The organism is Thauera sp. 2A1 (assembly GCF_009469595.2).
Taxonomy (GTDB): domain Bacteria; phylum Pseudomonadota; class Gammaproteobacteria; order Burkholderiales; family Rhodocyclaceae; genus Thauera.
Genome location: NZ_SSXV01000001.1, coordinates 102,316 through 121,370 on the forward strand (window position 1 = coordinate 102,316; position 19,055 = coordinate 121,370).

18 protein-coding genes are annotated in these 19,055 nt (G+C 64.3%); 17 read left to right on the forward strand and 1 reads right to left on the reverse strand.

The features are described 5' to 3' along the window. Positions 1 to 17 precede the first annotated feature (17 nt). From GH664_RS00550 to GH664_RS00600, 11 genes are all read left to right on the forward strand, one after another. Positions 18 to 242, forward strand: a complete 225-nt coding sequence (locus GH664_RS00550; RefSeq protein ID WP_153166206.1) for a DUF6290 family protein — start codon at positions 18 to 20, stop codon at positions 240 to 242. Then, positions 226 to 498 carry a type II toxin-antitoxin system RelE/ParE family toxin gene (locus GH664_RS00555; protein WP_153166207.1) on the forward strand — a complete coding sequence of 91 codons (273 nt, stop codon included), beginning with the start codon at positions 226 to 228 and terminating at the stop codon, positions 496 to 498. Before GH664_RS00550 ends, GH664_RS00555 begins: the two co-directional genes overlap by 17 nt. Positions 499 to 518: 20 nt before the next feature. Next, positions 519 to 1,724, forward strand: coding sequence for a TIGR04063 family PEP-CTERM/XrtA system glycosyltransferase (locus GH664_RS00560; protein ID WP_153166208.1), 1,206 nt, complete (start codon positions 519 to 521; stop codon positions 1,722 to 1,724). 64 nt (positions 1,725 to 1,788) lie between these two features. Beyond that, positions 1,789 to 2,067 (forward strand): DUF1778 domain-containing protein, encoded by a 279-nt coding sequence (locus GH664_RS00565; protein WP_153166209.1) that lies wholly within the window; start codon positions 1,789 to 1,791, stop codon positions 2,065 to 2,067. After that, entirely contained in the window at positions 2,064 to 2,564 is a 501-nt protein-coding gene (locus tag GH664_RS00570) for a GNAT family N-acetyltransferase (protein ID WP_153166210.1), read from the forward strand. Before GH664_RS00565 ends, GH664_RS00570 begins: the two co-directional genes overlap by 4 nt. Before the next feature lie 57 nt (positions 2,565 to 2,621). Next, positions 2,622 to 3,725, forward strand: coding sequence for a glycosyltransferase family 4 protein (locus tag GH664_RS00575; protein WP_153166211.1), 1,104 nt, complete (start codon positions 2,622 to 2,624; stop codon positions 3,723 to 3,725). 5 nt (positions 3,726 to 3,730) lie between these two features. Next, positions 3,731 to 5,371 (forward strand): exosortase A, encoded by a 1,641-nt coding sequence (xrtA, locus tag GH664_RS00580; RefSeq protein WP_228111336.1) that lies wholly within the window; start codon positions 3,731 to 3,733, stop codon positions 5,369 to 5,371. A gap of 5 nt (positions 5,372 to 5,376) precedes the next feature. Continuing rightward, complete coding sequence (locus GH664_RS00585; RefSeq protein WP_153166212.1) at positions 5,377 to 6,756, forward strand: phenylacetate--CoA ligase family protein; 1,380 nt, start codon at positions 5,377 to 5,379, stop codon at positions 6,754 to 6,756. A gap of 19 nt (positions 6,757 to 6,775) precedes the next feature. Continuing rightward, entirely contained in the window at positions 6,776 to 7,990 is a 1,215-nt protein-coding gene (locus tag GH664_RS00590; protein ID WP_153166213.1) for a beta-L-arabinofuranosidase domain-containing protein, read from the forward strand. Further along, a complete protein-coding gene (locus tag GH664_RS00595; protein WP_153166214.1) occupies positions 7,987 to 8,814 on the forward strand; it encodes a formyl transferase in 828 nt (275 codons plus the stop codon). The genes GH664_RS00590 and GH664_RS00595 overlap by 4 nt, the downstream gene beginning before the upstream one ends. After that, positions 8,811 to 10,178, forward strand: a complete 1,368-nt coding sequence (locus tag GH664_RS00600; protein ID WP_153166215.1) for a putative O-glycosylation ligase, exosortase A system-associated — start codon at positions 8,811 to 8,813, stop codon at positions 10,176 to 10,178. The genes GH664_RS00595 and GH664_RS00600 overlap by 4 nt, the downstream gene beginning before the upstream one ends. A 22-nt stretch (positions 10,179 to 10,200) precedes the next feature. Here GH664_RS00600 and GH664_RS00605 read toward each other — a convergent pair whose 3' ends face one another. Beyond that, on the reverse strand, positions 10,201 to 12,009 hold the full coding sequence (locus tag GH664_RS00605) for an asparagine synthetase B (RefSeq protein WP_256219452.1): 1,809 nt from the start codon (positions 12,007 to 12,009) through the stop codon (positions 10,201 to 10,203). Between the two features lie 188 nt (positions 12,010 to 12,197). Between GH664_RS00605 and GH664_RS00610 the strand changes: the two genes are divergently transcribed. From GH664_RS00610 to GH664_RS00635, 6 genes are all read left to right on the forward strand, one after another. Further along, positions 12,198 to 13,421 (forward strand): hypothetical protein, encoded by a 1,224-nt coding sequence (locus GH664_RS00610; protein WP_228111309.1) that lies wholly within the window; start codon positions 12,198 to 12,200, stop codon positions 13,419 to 13,421. A 64-nt stretch (positions 13,422 to 13,485) separates the two neighbouring features. Beyond that, complete coding sequence (locus GH664_RS00615) at positions 13,486 to 14,631, forward strand: glycosyltransferase family 4 protein (protein WP_153166216.1); 1,146 nt, start codon at positions 13,486 to 13,488, stop codon at positions 14,629 to 14,631. Between the two features lie 3 nt (positions 14,632 to 14,634). After that, positions 14,635 to 16,194: an MBOAT family protein gene (locus tag GH664_RS00620; protein WP_153166217.1), complete on the forward strand. Its 1,560-nt coding sequence runs from the start codon at positions 14,635 to 14,637 to the stop codon at positions 16,192 to 16,194. Further along, complete coding sequence (locus GH664_RS00625; protein ID WP_194270284.1) at positions 16,194 to 17,303, forward strand: hypothetical protein; 1,110 nt, start codon at positions 16,194 to 16,196, stop codon at positions 17,301 to 17,303. The genes GH664_RS00620 and GH664_RS00625 overlap by 1 nt, the downstream gene beginning before the upstream one ends. A gap of 16 nt (positions 17,304 to 17,319) precedes the next feature. After that, positions 17,320 to 18,114: a tetratricopeptide repeat protein gene (locus GH664_RS00630; RefSeq protein ID WP_228111310.1), complete on the forward strand. Its 795-nt coding sequence runs from the start codon at positions 17,320 to 17,322 to the stop codon at positions 18,112 to 18,114. 17 nt (positions 18,115 to 18,131) lie between these two features. Beyond that, a complete protein-coding gene (locus GH664_RS00635; RefSeq protein WP_153166218.1) occupies positions 18,132 to 19,052 on the forward strand; it encodes a glycosyltransferase family 2 protein in 921 nt (306 codons plus the stop codon). Positions 19,053 to 19,055: the final 3 nt, after the last annotated feature.

The window sequence follows — 19,055 nt, forward strand, 5'->3', positions numbered from 1 at the left end:
GAACGAGGGACTTGGACATGCTCGCCATCAGATTACCGTCGGACGTCGAGGCGCGGCTTGAGGCGCTCGCAAAAGCGACCGGCCGAACGAAAACCTTCTACGCGCGCGAAGCGATTCTTGAGCATCTCGACGACCTGGAAGATCTCTACCTTGCGGAACAACGCCTCATCGCCAACCGTGCAGGGGAGTCTGCGACCTACTCGTTAGACGAAGCGGAGCGAATCCTTGGCTTGGAAGATTGAGTTCGATCGTGTTGCGCTCAAGGATCTATCCGGATTCGACAAACCTGTCGCGCGGCGCATTACGCGATTCCTGCGCGAGCGCGTCGCCGTGCTCGATGACCCACGAAGCATTGGCGAGGCGCTCAGTGGGCCGACGCTCGGGGAGTTCTGGAAGTATCGGGTCGGGGATTACCGGATCATCAGCAAGATTGAAGACGGCCTCCTGACCATTCTTGTCGTGCGGGTGGGTAACCGCCGTGAGGTTTATCGCAAGTAGCAGAACGTACTCATCGACCCATGCGCATCCTCCACATCCTCGACCACTCCATCCCGCTGCACAGCGGCTACACCTTCCGCACCGCGGCCATCCTGCGCGAGCAGCGGGCGCTGGGGTGGGAGACCTTTCACCTGACCTCGCCCAAGCAAGGCAAGACCACTGCCGACGTGGAAGACGTCGACGGCCTGCGCTTCTACCGCAGCCCGGCGCTGGAGCCGGGCAGGGCGGGGCTCAACGAATGGCGCCAGATCCGCACGGTGGAAGCGCGGCTGGAGCAGCTTGCGCGCGAGCTCAAGCCCGACGTGCTGCACGCGCATTCGCCGGTGCTCAACGCCATCCCGGCGATCCGCGTCGGCAGGAAGCTCGGCATCCCGGTCGTGTACGAGATCCGCGCCTTCTGGGAAGACGCCGCCGTCGACCACGGCACCACCAACGAAGGCAGCCTGCGCTACCGCGCCACCAAGGCGCTGGAGACGTGGGCGCTCAAGCGCATCGACCACGTCTTCACCATCTGCGAAGGCCTTCGGCGCGACATCGTCGGCCGCGGCATCCCGGAATCCAAGGTCACGGTGATCCCCAACGCGGTGGATATCGAAGGCTTCCAGCTCTCCGGCGACGCCGACCCCGAGCTGCGCCGCAAGCTGGGCCTCGAAGGCGCCACCGTGCTCGGCTTCGTCGGTTCCTTCTATGCCTACGAAGGCCTGGACCTGCTGCTCGACGCCTTCCCCAGGCTGCTCGCCCAGCGCCCCGAGCTGCGCATCCTCCTCGTCGGCGGTGGCCCGCAGGACGCCAAGCTCAAGGCCCAGGCGCAGCGCCTCGGCATCGCCGACAAGGTCGTATTCACTGGCCGCGTGCCGCATTCGGAAGTGAGCCGCTACTACGACCAGATCGACCTGCTCGCCTACCCGCGCCACTCGATGCGCCTCACCGAGCTCGTCACGCCCTTGAAGCCGCTCGAGGCGATGGCGCAGGGCCGGCTCTTCGTCGCGTCCGACGTCGGCGGCCACCACGAACTGATCCGCGACGGCGAAACCGGCAAGCTCTTCAAGGCCGGCAGCGCCAACGCGCTCGCCGACGCCATCCTCGACATGCTCGCCCACCGCGACCGCTGGCCCGCCATGCGCGCCGAGGGCCGCCGCTTCGTCGAAGAAGTGCGCAACTGGAAGAACAGCGTCGCCAACTACGCGCCGGTGTATCGCCGCCTGGCACAGAGGAAGGCTGCTTGAACAGCGTATTTGTCAGGCTGATGTCCGGACGTTAACATGTCTCAGTGTCCAGCCCGAGGCGATCATGACTTCACCGAACCTGTCGAAAACCGAGCGGATCGACGTCCGCACCAGCGGCCCGGTCAAGCTGCTCCTGCAGGAGGCCGCGCGGTCGGTTCATAAGAACGTCAGCGAATTCCTGCTCGATGCCGGCGTCACGGCGGCCAACCTCGCGCTGTCGGAGCGTCGCCAATTCGTGCTCGACGACGAGCGCTGGAGCGCGTTCCAGGAAGCGCTCGATCGCCCTGTCCAGCCCAAGCCACGGCTCGCGAAGCTGTTGTCCGAGCGCGGGGTACTGGGTTGAGCAGCCTCTACGCACCGATCCGCAAGCTTGCCGCGTCCGACGTCGTGGAACGCTTCGATTGCGGGCAGCCGGCGCTGAACCAGTATCTTGAACGCTACGCCTTCCTCAACCAGCGCGCCAACAGCGCACAAACCTATGTGTGCTGCGTGGCGTCGTCCGTTGTGGGCTTCTACAGCCTCGCCGTCGGCAGCGTGGAACCGGACCGTGCCCCGGCGCGCGTCATCAAGGGCTTGGCTCGCCACGCGGTGCCGGTGATGCTCCTCGCCCGGCTCGCGGTCGCCAAGGATCACCAAGGCAAGGGCCTGGGGCAGGCGCTGCTGAAGGACGCCTTGCTGCGTACGGCACAAGCCGCCGATATCGCCGGCATCCGCTGCCTGCTTGTGCACGCGAAGGATGAAGCCGCGCAGCGCTGGTACGAATCCTGGGAGTTCGAGCCTAGCCCGACGGACCCGTATCATCTTTTCCTGATGCTGAAGGATCTCAATGTGCTGCTGTAGGAGGGCTCCTTGCTGCCAGCCGACGGAGTTTCTGTCATTGGGTGCGAGGCTTGCGATATGACCTTTCCCTCACTCCGCCTCCTCCTCGTCGGCCCGCTGCCGCCGCCTGCCGGCGGCATGGCCAACCAGACGCGCCAACTCGCCGAGCTGCTGCGCGGGGAGGGCGTGCAGGTCGAGGTCGCGCAGGTCAACGCACCCTACCGTCCCGCCTGGGCCGGTCGCATCAAGGGGCTGCGGGCGCTGTTTCGCCTTGTGCCCTACCTGCTGGCGCTGTGGCGCGGCTGCGGGCGGGCCGATCTCGTCCATGTGATGGCCAACTCGGGCTGGTCGTGGCACCTGTTCGCGGCCCCCGCGGTATGGATCGCCTGGCTGCGCGGCACGCCGGTGGTGGTGAATTACCGCGGCGGCGAAGCCGATGCCTTCCTGACACGAGCGGGCAAGTGGGTACAGCCCACCATGCGGCGTGCGGCGGCGCTGGTGCTGCCATCCAGCTTCCTGCTCGAAGTGTTCGCACGCCACGGCATGCCCGGGCGCGTCGTGCCCAACATCATCGATCTCGACCGCTTCCGCCCCGCTGCCGCGCCGGGCGCGGCGAGCGAGGCGCCGCGCCTCGTCGTTGCCCGCAACCTCGAGCCCATCTACGGCAACGACGTGGCCTTGCAGGCTTTCGCCCGCATCCTCGAGCACTTCCCCACGGCACGCCTGACTGTTGCAGGCTCCGGCCCCGAGGCCGCATCGCTCGCCGAGCTCGCGCGAAACCTGGGCATCGCCGAGCGTGTGCATTTCACCGGCCGCCTCGACCGCGACCAGATGGCTGCGCTCTACCGTGATGCACATCTCATGCTCAACGCCAGCAGAGTGGATAACATGCCCAACGCAGTCCTCGAAGCGCTGGCGAGCGGCGTGCCGGTGGTCAGCAGCAACGTGGGCGGCATCCCGCACATGGTGCGCGACCGCCACACTGCGATGCTGATACCGCCCGACAATGCGCCGGCCCTCGCCGACGCCGCGCTCGACGTGCTGCGCGACGCCGGGCTGCGCGCCCAGCTCGTTGCAAATGGCCTCGCCGAGGTGCGCCAATACCGCTGGGACTCGGTGCGGACCGTACTCGCCACAACCTACGACGACGCGATGCGGGCCGCGCGCCCGCAGCTCACTTGAAAGACATGAAGGATCCGATGCGCGCCCCGTCCAGCCACACAGATTCCCTCGAGCCCGCCGGCCCCTCCGGCGGCGGTGGACGCATGGCCTCCGCCGGCAGCCCGGCGATGCCCGTCCCCCAGGACGCCGCCCGCTCGGCGCGCAACCAGCATCTGGCCGTGCTCGGCATCGCGCTCGCCTGGCTGCTGTTCTGGTACCGCGACACGCTGATGTCCATCGTCCACATCTGGGAGCGCTCCGACACCTACGCCCACGGCTACCTGGTCGCCCCGATCTCGCTGTGGCTGGTGTGGCGGCATCGCGAGCACATCAAGGGCGTGCCCCTCGCGCCGTCGCTGCTCGGCGTGCTGGCCGGTGCGGTGGCCGGTTTCGGCTGGCTGCTGGGTGAACTCACCAGCGTGGCCAGCGTGTCGCAGTTCGCCCTCGTGGGCATGATCATCTCCGTGATCTGGGCGGTGATGGGCACCGCGGTGCTGCGCGCCTACGCCTTCCCCATCTTCTTTCTCGTCTTCCTCGTGCCCTTCGGCGAGTTTCTGTTCCCGACGATGATGGACTGGACCACAAACTTCGTGGTCGGTGCGCTGCGCCTGTCGGGCATCCCGGTGTACGCGGAAGGCCGCAGCCTGGTGATCCCGTCGGGCAACTGGCAGGTCGTCGAAGGCTGCAGCGGCGTGCGCTACCTGATCGCCTCGGTGGTGGTCGGCAGCCTTTACGCCTACCTCAATTACCGGTCCACCACCCGCCGCGTCATCTTCACCGCGGTGTCGGTGGTGCTACCCGTCTTCGCCAATTGGGTGCGCGCCTGGGGCATCGTCATGCTCGGCCACTTCAGCGACAACCGGATCGCCACCGGTGTCGATCACCTCGTCTATGGCTGGGTGTTCTTCGGCATCATCATGCTCGGGCTGTTCTGGATCGGTGCCCGCTGGCAGGAAGACGAAGCGCCGGTGCCGGTATTGTCGGCCGCTGCGGCCAGTGAAGCGGGCACGCTGCGCAGATCCAATTTCGTATGGTTCGCCGTCGCGCTGCTTGCCGTGCTGGCATGGAAGCCGCTGCTGGCTGACCTGGACCGCCGTGGCAATCACGGGCCGGTGCAGTTCGCCGACATCAGTGTCCCCGGCTGGCAGCAGGCCTCAAACGACGCGCTGCCGCCCTGGACGCCGCGTTATCACGGCATGCGCGGCGAGCAGCGGCTCGCGTTCACCGATGGCAATGGCAGCACCGTCGGCCTGCACATCGCCTACTACCGCGACCAGGAGCAGGACGCCGAACTGATCAACTCCGAGAACCGCGTCCTGATGAACAAGGATCCGGAATGGACCTTTGCCGGTTATGGCACCAATGCGGCCAGCTTCGGGCAGCAGACGGTGGAGGTGCGTTCCACCGAGATCCGCAACCCCGAGCATCGTGTGCTGGTCTGGCACTGGTACTGGATCGGCGGGCGCTGGACCTCGAGCGACTACGTGGGCAAAGCTTACCTGGCGCTTGCCCAGTTGATGGGGCAGGGCGACGATTCGGCCATGGTCGCCGTGTTTACGTCGTCGGTGGCGGATCACCGCGAGGTCGCCGAAGAGAAGCTGTCCCGATTCGTCCAGTCCGCCGCGCCGCAGATCGGCAGCGCGCTGCAGCAGACCCGGGCACGCTGAAGCCGATGCTGACCTCACTCGCCCGTGCCATCTACCGCGCCCAGGAAGCGGCCCTGGGCCGACCCACTTTCGATTACTGGCAGGAGCTCGAGCAGAGCCAGTGGCTGTCGCGCGATGCCATCGAAGCCCTGCAGGCGCGCAAGCTCAACGTTCTGCTGCGGCATGCGCTGGCGCACAGCCCCTGGCATGCGGAGCGCATCCGTGCCGCCGGCTTGGAGGACGCGGTGCGCGCTAGCCACGTGGGCATCGCCGACCTGGCTCGCCTCCCCACCATGGGCAAGCGCGACGCGCGCGAGAACCTCGATCACCTGGTCTGGCGCGATGCGCCCGGCGGCGTCTTCAAGTACAACACCGGCGGTTCCAGCGGCGAACCGCTCATCTTCTACTTCGGCCGCAGCCGCCAGGCCTCGGATGCTGCGGGCCGCATGCGTGCGCGCAACTGGTGGGGCGTGGCGCCGGGTGACCGCGAGGCCTACCTGTGGGGTGCGCCGGTCGAGCTCAACAAGACGGACCGCGTCAAGACGCTGCGCGACCGCCTGGTGAACCAGCTCGTGCTCAACGCCTTCGCCATGTCGCCCGAGCGCATGGACGCCTACCTCGACACGCTCAAGGCCTGGCAGCCCAAATGCCTGTACGGCTACGCCTCCAGCGTCGCGCTGCTTGCCGCGCACGCCGAGGCGCGCGGCGTCGATCCCGGCCTGAAGCAGCTCAAGGTGGTGTGCACCACCGGCGAGCCGCTGTATCCGCACCAGCGCGAGCTGATCGGCCGCGTCTTCGGCGCCCCCGTCGCCAACGAGTTCGGCAGCCGCGACATCGGCTTCACCGCGCACGAAGCCCCCGGCGGCCAGATGCTGCTGCTGAGCGAAAGCCACATCGTCGAGGTGCTGGATGCGGCGGGTGCGCCCGTCGCACCTGGCGAAGTCGGCGAAGCCGTCGTCACCGGCCTCACCTCGGAAGCGCAACCCTTCATTCGCTATCGCACCGGCGACACGCTGCGCCTGTCCACCCAGCCCGCGGCCGGCGGCAGGGGGCTGCACGTCATTGCCGAGGTGAGCGGGCGTCAGACCGACTTCGTCGTGGCTCGGGACGGCCGCGTGATGCACGCGCTCGCCGTCATCTATGTGCTGCGTGCGGCGCCGGGCGTGGCGCAGTTCAAGTGCATCCAGCACGCCATCGATCGCATGGAAGTGCAGGTCGTTCCCGGACCGGGGTGGAGCGACGCCAGCCGCAGCACCATCGAAGCCGGCCTGCAGGCGCGCCTTGGCGCCTCGCTGCGCATCGATCTGCGCCTGATGGACGAAATCCCGCCGGAAGCGTCCGGCAAGCACCGTTATGTCGTCAGTCACGTGCCTCTGGCGGGCGGCCTGCAGCAGGCCGCCGCGTGACAATCAACCGAATCCGCCCATGAATCCTTCCTCGCTTCTCGAACTCCCCCTCCGCTACAAACCCTGGCGCGGCCGCCACCTGCGCCTGCTGATGCGCGACCTGGCCGGGGCGGCGCGCCAGCCGGAGCGGGACCACCGCGTCCATCTGCGGGGCGCCATCGACTGGCTTTGCCGCGCGCAGGACGTGCGCAACAACCGGCCCGATGCCGGCGGCGTCGCTGCGGGCTGGAGCTTCGAGGACGGCTGGCTGCCGTCCTACCCGGAAACCACCGGCTACATCATCGAAACCTTCATCGCGGCGGCCGAACAGCTTGGACGGCCGGAGCTCATCCAGCGCGCGCAGCGCATGATCGACTGGGAACTGTCCCTCCAGGCGTCCGACGGCGCCTTCCCCGGCCATTTCGGCGAGCCCGGCAGCCATCCGGTCATCTTCAACCAGGGCCAGATCATGCACGGCCTGGTCGCCGGCCATGTGCAACTGGGCCGCAAGGACTGCCTCGAGGCCGGCGTGCGCGCCGCTCACTGGCTCGTCGCCCAGCAGGACGACGACGGTTGCTACCGGCGCTTCGAGCACAACGGCGTGCCGCACGTGTATAACACCCGCGCCATCTGGGCGCTGGCGTCGATGGGCGTGGTGGCCAACGAAACCCGCTTCACCCAGGCCGCGCGGCGCAACCTCGACTGGGCGCTGTTGCAGCAGACCGACAGCGGCTGGTTCGGCACCAATGCCTTCGTGCCCACGCGCGATCCCTTCACCCACACCATCGCCTACGCCATCCGCGGCTTCATCGAGGTCGGCGTGCTGCTGGGCGAGGAGCGCTACCTGCGAGCCGCCGATTTAGCGGCGCGCGGCATCATGGCAAGACAGCGCGAGGACGGCTGGCTTGCCGGCACCTATGCCGACGGCTGGAAGCCGACCGCCGGCTACGCCTGCGTCACCGGCGTCGCGCAAATGGCGCTGTGCTGGCTGCGCCTGGCCCAGATCACCGGCAAGGCGGATTTCCGCGAAGCGGCGCGCAAGGCCATCGGCTACGTCAAGCGCACGCAAAGCCTGGACGACAACGACCTCATCGTGCGCGGCGCCATCCCCGGCTCGGCACCGATCTGGGGCGCCTATTCGCGCTTCGAATTCCCCAACTGGGCCGCCAAGTTCTTTGCCGATGCACTGCTGATGGACATGGCCGGCATCGCCGTGCCGCCGGTTCCAGCCGCTGCCGAAGGATCGCCGAAATGAGCAAGCTGCGGCTGATGATCCTGTGCGGCCGCAGTGCACGGCACCTGCACGTCGCCAACCGCCTGTGCCAGGCCGGCGACGCCGTCGCCATCGTGCAGGAGACCGGCACCGAGTGGAACCTGCGCAAGACGCTCAGGAAGCTGCGCCCGGACAATCTCGCGCGCAAGGCCTGGCGCTGGCTGCGCGACCGCCGGCGCTATACCGGCAATCCGGAGGCGAAGTTCTTCTTCCCCGGCGGCAATCCCCGGCTCGACCGCCCGGAGCTCGTGCGCGAAGTGCCGCACATCAATCACCCGGACGTGCTCAAGCTCGCGCGCGAACTCAAGCCCGACCTCATCTGCGTCTTCGGCACTTCGCTGATCCGCGGCGAGCTGCTGAAGGAAGGGCGCCTCGGCATCGTCAACCTGCACGGCGGCCTGTCGCCCGAATATCGCGGCGCCGACTGCACCTTCTGGGCGCTGTACAACGGCGAACCGGAAAAGGTCGGCTGCACGCTGCACTACATCGACGCCGGCATCGACACCGGCCGCCTCATCGCCCACGTCTCGCCCGAGGTGAAGGCGGGCGACAGCGAACTGGTCCTATTCTGGCGCGCCGTGCGCGACAGCGCGGAGGTGTACGCGGAAGCCGTCGAACGCCTTGGGCGCGGGGAATCCCTGGGTGTGGCGCAGCCTGGCAAGGGCAGGCTGTACCAGGTCAAGGATCGCGGCCTCGCGCATGAAAGGTCGTTGGCCAGACGCCTGCCGGACATGCTGGCCGGGCTGGCCTTGCCTCGTCGCGTCGAGTGGTTCGCAAGGACTGCCGTCCAGGAAAAGCGCGCATGAGGGACATCGCCGTAACGCTGGCCGTATTCGGTTCATTGCCCTTCATCCTCAAGCGGCCATGGATCGGCATCCTGGTGTGGACCTGGCTCGGCTTCATGAATCCCCACCGCATGGCGTGGGGATTCAGCACGACGATGCCGTTTGCCTACATCGTGGCGCTGACGACCTTTACGTCGATGATCATGCACCGGGTGCCGAAGCGCATACCGTGGGAGCGGGAAACCGTCGTCCTCGCTCTGTTCATCGGCTGGATGTTGATCACGACGATCAACGCGCTCTTCCCCGCCTATGCCTGGGAGCAGTTCGAAAAGATCATCAAGATTCAGGTGATGATCTTCGTGGCGATGATGCTGATCACGACCGAAGACCGGCTTAAGTGGCTGGTATGGGTCATCGCCATCTCGATCGGCGTCTATGGCCTCAAGGGCGGGATCTTCACCATCATCCACGGGGGGGCTTTCCGGGTGCAGGGGCCACCGGGGACCTTCATCGAGGGTAACAACGAACTCGGCCTCGCCGTCGCCATGACCGTGCCGCTGCTTTACTTCCTCGCGCGCAATGCGACGCCCCTTTCCTTGCGTCCCGCCGTGTATGCGATCACGGTACTCAACGCCATCGGAGCAATCGGCACGCAGTCGCGGGGCGCGATGGTCGGCATGGCGATCATGGGCTTGGTGTTCTGGTTCAAGTCGCGTCAGAAGTTCATGGTGGCGATCCTCGGGGCCCTCTCCATCCTGGTCATCGCGCAGATCATGCCCGAGGAATGGTACGACCGCATGAACTCGATCAAGACCTACCAGGATGACGGCTCGGCGCAAGGACGCATCAACGCATGGTGGACGGCTTTCAATGTCGCCAAGGCCCGCATCACCGGCGGCGGCTTCGAAACCTTCCAGCCGGTGGTGTTCCAGTTTTATGCACCGAATCCCAATGACGTGCACGACGTGCACAGCATCTATTTCGAGGCACTGGGCGAGCATGGTTTTCCCGGGCTGTTCCTTTTCCTTCTGCTTGCGCTGCTGACCTGGCGCTCGGCATCAAGTGTCCGCAAGGCCGTGAAGGGCATTCCGGAACGGCTTTGGTGGGCCGAACTGGCGACGATGGTTCAGGTGAGCCTCGTGGCCTATCTGGTTGCGGGCGCCTTTCTGGGCATGGCGTATTTCGACTACTACTACAATCTCGTGCTGATCGTCGTTGTCATGAAAGTCATACTGCGTCGGGAAGGCCTGCTTCGAAACCGGGGGGGCGTCACGGTTGCCCCTCCGTCGAGCAAAGCGCTTGGCACGTCTGCATCGTTGCCACCAAGCTCCGCGAGGGGACAATTCGCTAAAGGGGCCGAAATCTCGGGCTCTGGTGCTCCCTGAAGTCCTGTGCGATCCCGCCGCTTCAGTTCCGCTGCAACCAGAGTTCCAATTGCACCAGCACCCAGATCATCACGCCGTAGTAGCTGGCGTGCTCCGTTGCGTGCTCCCGGCGTAGCTTTTCCAGATACGACGCTCGCACGATGCCGCGCTGAGCGAGACTCGAAAGCGCGTCGCGGGTCAGTGTCTGCAGTGCGCCATGGGTGTTCAGCCACACGCCAAAGGGCAGGCCGAACCCGTGTTTCGATTTGGAGATGGTTTCGTCCGGCAGGAAGCCGCGTAGCGCATCCTTGAACAGCACGCGCAGCCTGCCACCGTTTACTTTCTGCTCGGTGCTGAGTGTTCCCGAAAACGCCACCAGATCGTCGTCGAGGAAGGGGTAGCGGACTTCGATGCCTGCCGCTTCGCACATGCGGCTGACCTTGCGCAGATCGTTGTCCGCGAGCGTGAATTTGTGGTCCAGATGCATCATGCGCTCGACCGGTTCGGGCGAGGCGCAGCGGAAATAGGCCTCGCGCATCAGCGCAAGCGGGCGGTCCGCATCGATCTCGCCGAGGAAGGCAGGCTCGAAGATATCCGCGAGCGGATCGCGGTGAAGGAAGTTGTAGGTTTCCAGACGGTCCGGCAAGGGGATGCGGGCCTGGCGCACGTAGCTTTGCGCCTTGCGTACCGGCCACAATGACGAGCCCAACGGAAAGTTCAGGATCAGGGGCTCGACCATGCGGCGCAGGGCCGGGGGCAGGGCATGGTAGTGCTCGAACACGCCCTGCTTGGCATAGCGCGCATTGCCACCGAAGAACTCATCCCCGCCGTCGCCGGCCAGTACCACCTCCATGCCGCACTTCTTCGCGAGCTTTGCGCAGAAGTAGGTGGGCGCGGCCGACGCATTGCCGAAGGGCTCGTCGTAGGCGGCAGCGATGAGCGGGATCGCCTCGGCGACGTCATCGGGCGTCACATAGTACTCGTGAGGGCGGGTGCCGAAGTGCGTCGACGTGATGCGCGCGTAGTCGAGTTCGTCGAAGCCCTGCGCATCGAAACCGATCGAGAAGGTTTCCGCCGGCTTGCCGGTCACACGGCCGAGCATGCCGCTGACCGTCGAGCTGTCGGTGCCGCCGGACAGGAACGCACCGGTTGGGCGTGGGTCGTTCTGCCGCGCGACGGCCTGCTCGACCAGTTCGATGAACCTGCGCTTGCGTCCGGCTTCGTCCGCGGCGGCGGATTCGTCATAGGCGAGCTGCCAATAGAAGTCTCGCCTGACATTTGCGCCGTCAAGCTGCAGACGCTCTGCGGGCAGGAGTTTTTCCACGCCGGCAAAGGCGGTGTCGGGGCTCGGTACCATGTGGCAATAGAGGTACTCGAACAACGCCTGGCGATTGAGGGGCGCCTGAATCCTGGGGTGCCTGGCCACGGCGCGCGCGCTGGTCGAGAACACCAGCAACGGCCCGACGCGCGAAAGGCACAGCCTCTCAGTGCCGGTGCGGTCCACTGCCAGCAACAAGCGCCGGTTGCGTCCGTCGATCAGCGCCAATGCGAAATTGCCATGGATGCGCTGCAGACAGTTGGCGCCGTACTTCCGATACAGCGCAACCGCGGCCGCAGCCTGGCCACGCAGTACGGCCAGTTCGGATGCATCCGCGTCCAGCCAGCGAGGGCGCCCAAGCACGGCGGCGATGCAGCCCGAGTCCGCATCCTGAACGATCGAGGCGCCGACCTTCCCGGTCCCGACCAGCCCCACGGCGGACGACTCGAACTGCGCATCCTGGAGTGACATGCCTTCGGCAGCCAGCATCGCCTCCAGCGCATCCGCGGATACGGTCTCACCGTCGAAATTCACCCAACCGCCAAGTATTCGTCGTGTGTTCATCACTCTAGAATGGCAAAGTCCATCGGAACGGCGGCAATGGTAGCCCACGTTCATGAATGCACGTGCATGGCTTGTCACGGTCTGCGTGCATTGGGCTTCCGTTTGCGCGCACCTTGCTCCATCGAAACCTCCCGACCGGGATTCGCCCACCACCCCCGATGATCTCCGCGTTCCTGATCCTGCTCCTCGTCTGGGTGTGCGCCTCGTTGATGTTGCTTCTTGGTTTCCATGGACGCACGATGCGCGCCCTGTGGCTGGAGCCGACCCTCGGCCTCCCGGTGGTCATCGTCGAAAGCGACGACTGGGGCGTTGGACCGCGAAGCGATGCCGAAATGCTCGCCAGGATTGCAGCTACCCTGGCGGGAATTCGAGACGCCGTTGGCCGGGCACCGGTAATGACGCTTGGCCTCGTCGTCGGACATCCTGATGGACCTGCCATTCTGGCTTCCGGCCTTGCCCGGTATAGTCGGCGCTTGCTTGATGAACCTTCATTTGCGCCGATCGTCGCAACGATGCGGGCTGGGTGCGATGCCGGCGTGTTCGCGTTGCAGTGGCATGGGCTCGAGCACTGCTGGCCCGATTCGCTTGTTGCGCGCGCACGTCGCAGTGACGAACTCAAGCGTTGGCTTGCGGATCCGGAGGCGCGCAGCGAAGCCCTGCCGTCAGCGCTCCAAAGTCGCTGGCTGGATACATCCGAACTTCCGAGTCGGCCCTTGGAGCGCAGCGAGATCGACGGCGCTGTCGCCGAGGAGGCCGCCGTGCTGGCGCGCTTGTTCGGCCGAGTCCCCTCAGTGGCGGTGCCCAACACCTTTGTCTGGAACGACGATGTCGAACGTGCCTGGTGCAAGGCGGGCGTCACCTGCATCGTCACGCCCGGTCGGCGCTTCGAAGGTCGTGATGCGAGCGGTGCGCTCGCGCAATTCACGCGCACCCTCCGCAACGGGGACAGCAGCGCCGGCGGCGCCGTCTACGTCGTCCGTGACGACTACTTCGAGCCGAACCGCGGCCATCGGGCGGAACAGGTCTGGCAGGCCGTTGCGAAGAAGCGCCTCCTTGGCCGCCCGGCCTTGTTTGAAACGCATCGCGAAAACTTCATTGCTGCGCCCGAGGCGGCCAGCGCTGCGTTGGCCGAGCTGGAGCGCGCGCTTCGCGGACTGATCGAGCGACACCCTGATCTACGCTTCATGTCGACCGCGGAACTCGCCGATCACCTCAGCGATCCGGCTTCGCCGATGCGGGAGCGGGTCGTAGGAGCCAGGCTGCAGGTTTTCCTCCGTCGCATCGCACTTGAGGCGAGCTGTGCCCGCCTTCTGAAGTACAGCGGCCTGGGACTGGCCTTGCGCCTCCTCCTGTGGGCTCCGCACTCCGGTATTCGCGTGTGACACAAGCCCGCATCCACACAGGGGCCGGGTGTTAGGATCGCCGGCGGAAAAAGGGAATCGCGCAATGCACAATCGTTATCTGGTCCTCACCGAGCTGTTCCTGCCCACCAAGGGCGGCACGGCTGTCTGGTTCGATGAGGTTTATCGTCGCCTCGGCGGCAAGGAGATTCACATCGTCACCGCGGACGTGCCGGGTGCGCATGAATACGATGTGGGCCATCCCAACAATGTGCATCGGCTGAACCTGAAGCGTGTGCCCTGGCTGCGGCCGGAGTCGCTGGCCATGTACCTGAAGTTTTTTGGCAAATCCCTATGGCTCGCGCTCACCAATCGCTTCGATGCGATTCATGCCGGCCGCGCGCTTCCCGAGGGCCTGGTTGCCTGGCTCGTCGCGCGCCTCACCGGCCGCCCGGTGGTCATCTATGCGCATGGCGAGGAACTCACCGGCTGGGGCAAGGGCAACAAATACAAGGCGATGTGCTTTGCGCTGCGGCATGCGGACAGGGTCATCGCCAACAGCGACTTCACCCGCGACACCCTTGTGGGAATGGGCGTGAAACCGGAGCGCATCGATCTCATTCATCCGGGGGTGGACATCGAGCGTTTCCGCCCCGGCCTGCCGTTCCAGGATTTGCGCGACAGTCTTGGCCTCGGCTCCAGCGCAAAGCTGATCCTCTCGGTCGGGCGGCTGAGTCGTCGCAAGGGTTTTGACACCGTTATCCGTTCCCTGCCCAGCCTCGTGAATTCCGGGCTGGACGCACACTATGCGATCATCGGTATCGGTGAGGACGAGGCGTATCTCGACACCCTGGCCAGCGAGGTCGGCGTTGCCGAGCGGGTTCACCGCCTAGGGCATGTTCCGATGCAGGATCTGCCGCGCTGGTACAACGCTTGCGATGTGTTCGTACTGGCCAACCGTGAGATCGGAGGAGACACCGAAGGGTTCGGCATCGTCTTCCTGGAGGCGGCTGCATGCGGCAAGGCGGCAATTGCTGGGCAGGCAGGTGGGACCGGCTCTGCCGTGCTCGACGGTCAGACCGGGCTTCGGATCGACGGTGAATCGGTCGCCGCGCTCGCGACAGCGCTCTGGGGAATCCTGGGCGACGCGCAGCAATGTGCCGCAATGGGGCAGGCCGGGCTCACGCGCGTGCGCGAATCGCTCAACTGGCAGGCAGTCGCCGTTAAGACTCGCACCTGTCTGCAGGGCTGATCCATGCTTTTCAACTCCCCAGAGTTCATCTATCTGTACCTCCCTGTGGTGCTGGTGGGGTTCTTTCTGCTTGCGCGCACTAGCAATCGCATTGCTGCAGTCTGGCTGACTGCGGCATCGTGCTTTTTCTATGGGTGGTGGAACCCCGCCTACCTTGCGCTCCTCGGCGCGTCCATCGTCTTCAACTACTGCATGGGCCTGGTTCTGGCGCGTGAATCGGCGCGGACGGAAGGTCGTCGACGACGCATGCTTCTCGTGGCCGGCGTAGCGATCAATCTCGTCCTGCTCGGTTACTTCAAGTACTTCAACTTCTTCATGGAGAGCGCCCGTGTTGTGCTGGACGGGCAATGGCATTTGGAAGCGATCGTTCTACCGCTCGGGATTTCGTTCTTCACTTTCACCCAGATCGCATTTCTGGTCGATGCCTGGCGGGGCGAGGCACGAGAGTTCAACTTCGTTCATTACGCATTGTTCGTGACGTATTTTCCGCACCTGATTGCTGGCCCAGTGCTGCATCATCGGGAAATGATGCCGCAGTTCGGGCGCGCCGAAACCTACCGGCTCGATTGGCAGAACATCGGCGTCGGCCTCGCCATCTTCGCCTTTGGCATCTTTAAGAAGGTGGTCATGGCCGACGGCATCGCGCCACACGCCAATGCCGTCTTCCATGCGGCTGAAGCCGGTCAGCGTTTGACGCTTCTCGATGCCTGGGGCGGAGCACTCGCCTATACTTTTCAGCTCTACTTCGACTTTTCCGGCTATTCGGACATGGCGATCGGCCTGTCAAGAATGTTCGGGGTGAGTCTTCCGCTGAATTTCAACTCGCCTTACAAGGCGCTCAGCATTTCGGATTTCTGGCGGCGCTGGCACATGACCTTGTCGCGTTTCCTGCGCGACTACCTCTATATCACTCTCGGCGGCAACCGCCATGGCCCGGTGCGGCGCTACGTCAATCTGTTGCTGACCATGGTGCTGGGCGGCCTCTGGCACGGCGCCGGGTGGACCTTCGTCGTCTGGGGGGCTTTGCATGGCGCCTATCTGATCGTCAATCACGCGTGGCGCAAACTGATTGAAACGGCCGGACTGCGACTGGAGGGACGGCTGGTACATGCAGTTTCCTGGCTGATCACCTTCTTGGCCGTTGTCATCGCGTGGGTATTCTTCCGTGCGAACTCGATCGACACGGCGGTGAATTTCCTGGGTGCAATGAGCGGTGCCAATGGCTTGGTCGTACCCCCGGACTGGCTCAATGCCCTGCACTGGCGGGCGGCCGCAGTGCTTGCCAATATTGGGGCACGTAGCGGCCATTTGGCAGGGCAGCTTGCTGATAGTGCCGCCTGGGCTTCAATGGCGATCTTGCTCCTTGTCGCACTTGCCGCGCCTAACACCCAGCAGATCATGGGCAAGTTCCGGCCGGCGCTGGACCACGCACGGGGGGCTGTGGCGCCAGTGTGCCTTACCTTCAGACTGAACGCTTCCTGGCTTGTCGTTACAGTATTCCTTCTGTCCGCGGCGCTCACTCGCGGCGAGGCAATCTCCGAATTCCTTTACTTCCAGTTCTGATGCAGGCGCGCTCCTTCTCGATTTTCGCCGTCGCTTCCACGCTGTTGCTTGTGGCTGGAGCATGGCTGCTCGCGTGGTGGCTCGAGCCGCTTTATGGGGATCTGACACGTTTAGGCGGCTACCCGGAAAGGGATTTCGGATGGAATCAAGTGATTGATGAGTTCGATCCCCCGATTACCTCGTTTGGCGAATGGACTCGTCCAGTTGATATCCTTGTCATTGGCGATTCGTTTGCAAATCTGCGGCCGCAGCAGCAGTGGCAGAACCTGCTGGCAGTGAGGACGGGGTGGCGGATACATACGCTGGACGTGCATCACGTGGACGTCGATCAGCTCGTCCGTTCGCCCATCTATGTGGCCAATCCGCCCAAGGTCGTCATCTGGAACGTCGTCGAACGCGATCTCGTGGACGAATTCAAGCGAGAGCCGACTGAATGCCCTAAGGCTGTCATTACCCCGCCTGTCGGGCTTGTGACGCCTGCGCCGTTGTCATCCCGGTCTGTCGCGATAATGCGGCCTCGATCCTGGTCGAGCGTCAATCCCGGCTTCGTGCGGACGTGGATTTATCACCAGGTCTGGCGCTTTGCCTCGGGGGCGGATAGCGGGGGAACCCTGAGGCTGCAACTTGCGAGCAAGGATCTTCTTTCATCACGTATCAGTGACCAGCTCCTGGTCTATGAGAACGATCAACGCAAGGGTGCTTGGAAGCCGGCGGACCTGGAGAGAGTGCGCTGTGCCTTGGCCGCGCTCGCCCTGAAGTTTCAGGCAAACGGCCTCACGGCATTCGTGACCGCACTCGCGCCTGACAAGTCGAGCGCTTATCGTCCGTGGCTGCGGGAGCCGGAGAAAATCGCCGAGAGCCGGCTGCCTGACCTGCTGGAGCGCTTCCCCGTGCCCGATGCTCGCCTCGATGCGGCAGTGCGGAAATCCGTCTCAGTTGGGATCAGGGACGTATACATGCCCGATGACACGCATTGGGGCGGTGCTGGCCAGGCGCTGGCAGCCGAAGCCATCATGGAATTATTGGTCAGGCTACGTACAATCGTCGCCGACGGTGAACGCCTCTCTGGCGTCCAGGGCATACCCGTCGGAGCCGCTGCGCGCAAATGAATCGACAGGAGCGATCATGAGAATTGGCATCTTCAGGAATCTGGCCGTGCTCGCAGCCGCCGGCTTGTCCGCACAGGCTTACGGTGGTACCGAGGCGGATTACCAAGCGTTGCGCTCGTGGTGTGTGCAGCGCAGTGCCCATGAGAACGATACTGCCTGGCAGGCCGCAAATAGCCCTTTGAAGTATTTCCACTTCCATCACTACTGCTTTGCGATGAAGGTGGAGAACAAATTGATCGCCCCGCGTGATGCGGCAGAGCGCAAGCGAGTCGTCGATGAAATCGTCGGTCAGATTTCGTATGTTGTTAGTCATGTGCAGCCGGACCATTTTCTACTGCCCGAGGCCTACGCCTTGCGCGGCCGCGCGCTTTATGTGGGCAAGCGAAATGTAGAGGCGGAATCGGACCTCTTGCGCGCCCTTCAACTGGATCCGAGGCATACACGGGCAGCAGCTCAACTGGCCACGTTGTACATGAATACGAATCGTCGCTCCGATGCTGCCAACGTGGTGCGGGCTACCCTCGAGCTAATGCCTGGCGACTATCGCCTGAGGCCACTGGCTAAGGAGCTGAAAATCGAGCTGCCGCCCGAACGGCCGCCGCAAGCAGTGGAAAAAGCGCCGATAGCTCCGCCCAGTGAGGCCGCAGACAACAAGGCGCCCAGCATCGTGGTGCCGCCATCCGATTCTCCTGAACCGGTGGGACCGGCGGAAGCAGGTGTCGAGACAGCCGTTACCGGTTGCCGCTTTTGTCCGCCGGAAGAGATTCAGAGCAAGTGGCGGGAATCCTTCCGCGAAAAAAACAAGCAGTGATTTGAAAAGGTGTCACCTTGTCCGTTCGATTGTCTATCGTCGTTCCTGTATACCGCTCACAAGCCACCTTACCAGAGCTGCACAGACGGCTCGTTGCCGCGCTTGAGCCCGTCGAGCCGTCATTCGAGATCATCCTTGTCGAGGACTGTGGCGGCGACGATTCATGGCGCATCATCAATGAAATTGCGGCACGTGACCCACGGGTTCGCGGGATACAGCTCAGCCGCAATTTTGGCCAACATGCTGCGACGATTTGCGGGTTTTCGCAGGCGCGGGGCGACTGGATCGCCACCCTGGACGATGATCTTGAGCAGGCGCCTGAGTCATTGCCCCATCTCTATCGCAAGGTACTTGAAGGGCACGACCTGGTGTATGGCGTCTATCCGCAGCGCAGCCACAAGGCTTGGCGCAACATCACCTCGGCGACGGCGCGCTGGCTTTTCCGCAAGGCTATTCCTTCACTGAACTATGAGTACACCAGCTTCCGGGTAATTCGGGGGGATCTAGCGCGCGAGCTGCAGCGCTTTGATTCGCCTTTTCCCTTTGTGGATGGCTACCTTTCGTGGCTCACGAATCGCTGTGCGTCGGTTGAGGTTCCGCACGGCGTGCGTGCAAACGGCAGCAGTAACTACACGCTGAAAAAGTTGGTCACGCACACGGTCAACATCTTCGTTACGTTTTCCGACCTGCCGTTGCGCATGGCGTCCTGGCTTGGGTTGCTGACTTTCATGCTGGGCATGGGATGGCTCGCTGTCATCCTGTTGAGGTACATCCTTGGCGGCATCTCCGTATCGGGTTTTGCTTCAATCATGGCGGGCATCCTGCTTTTTGGCGGCGTGCAATTGCTCGTGCTGGGCGTCTTCGGGGAATACCTTGGGCGGATGAATTTCAAGAGTTCCCGGAAGCCACTTTTCCTTATTGGACGCACCACCGGTTGATTT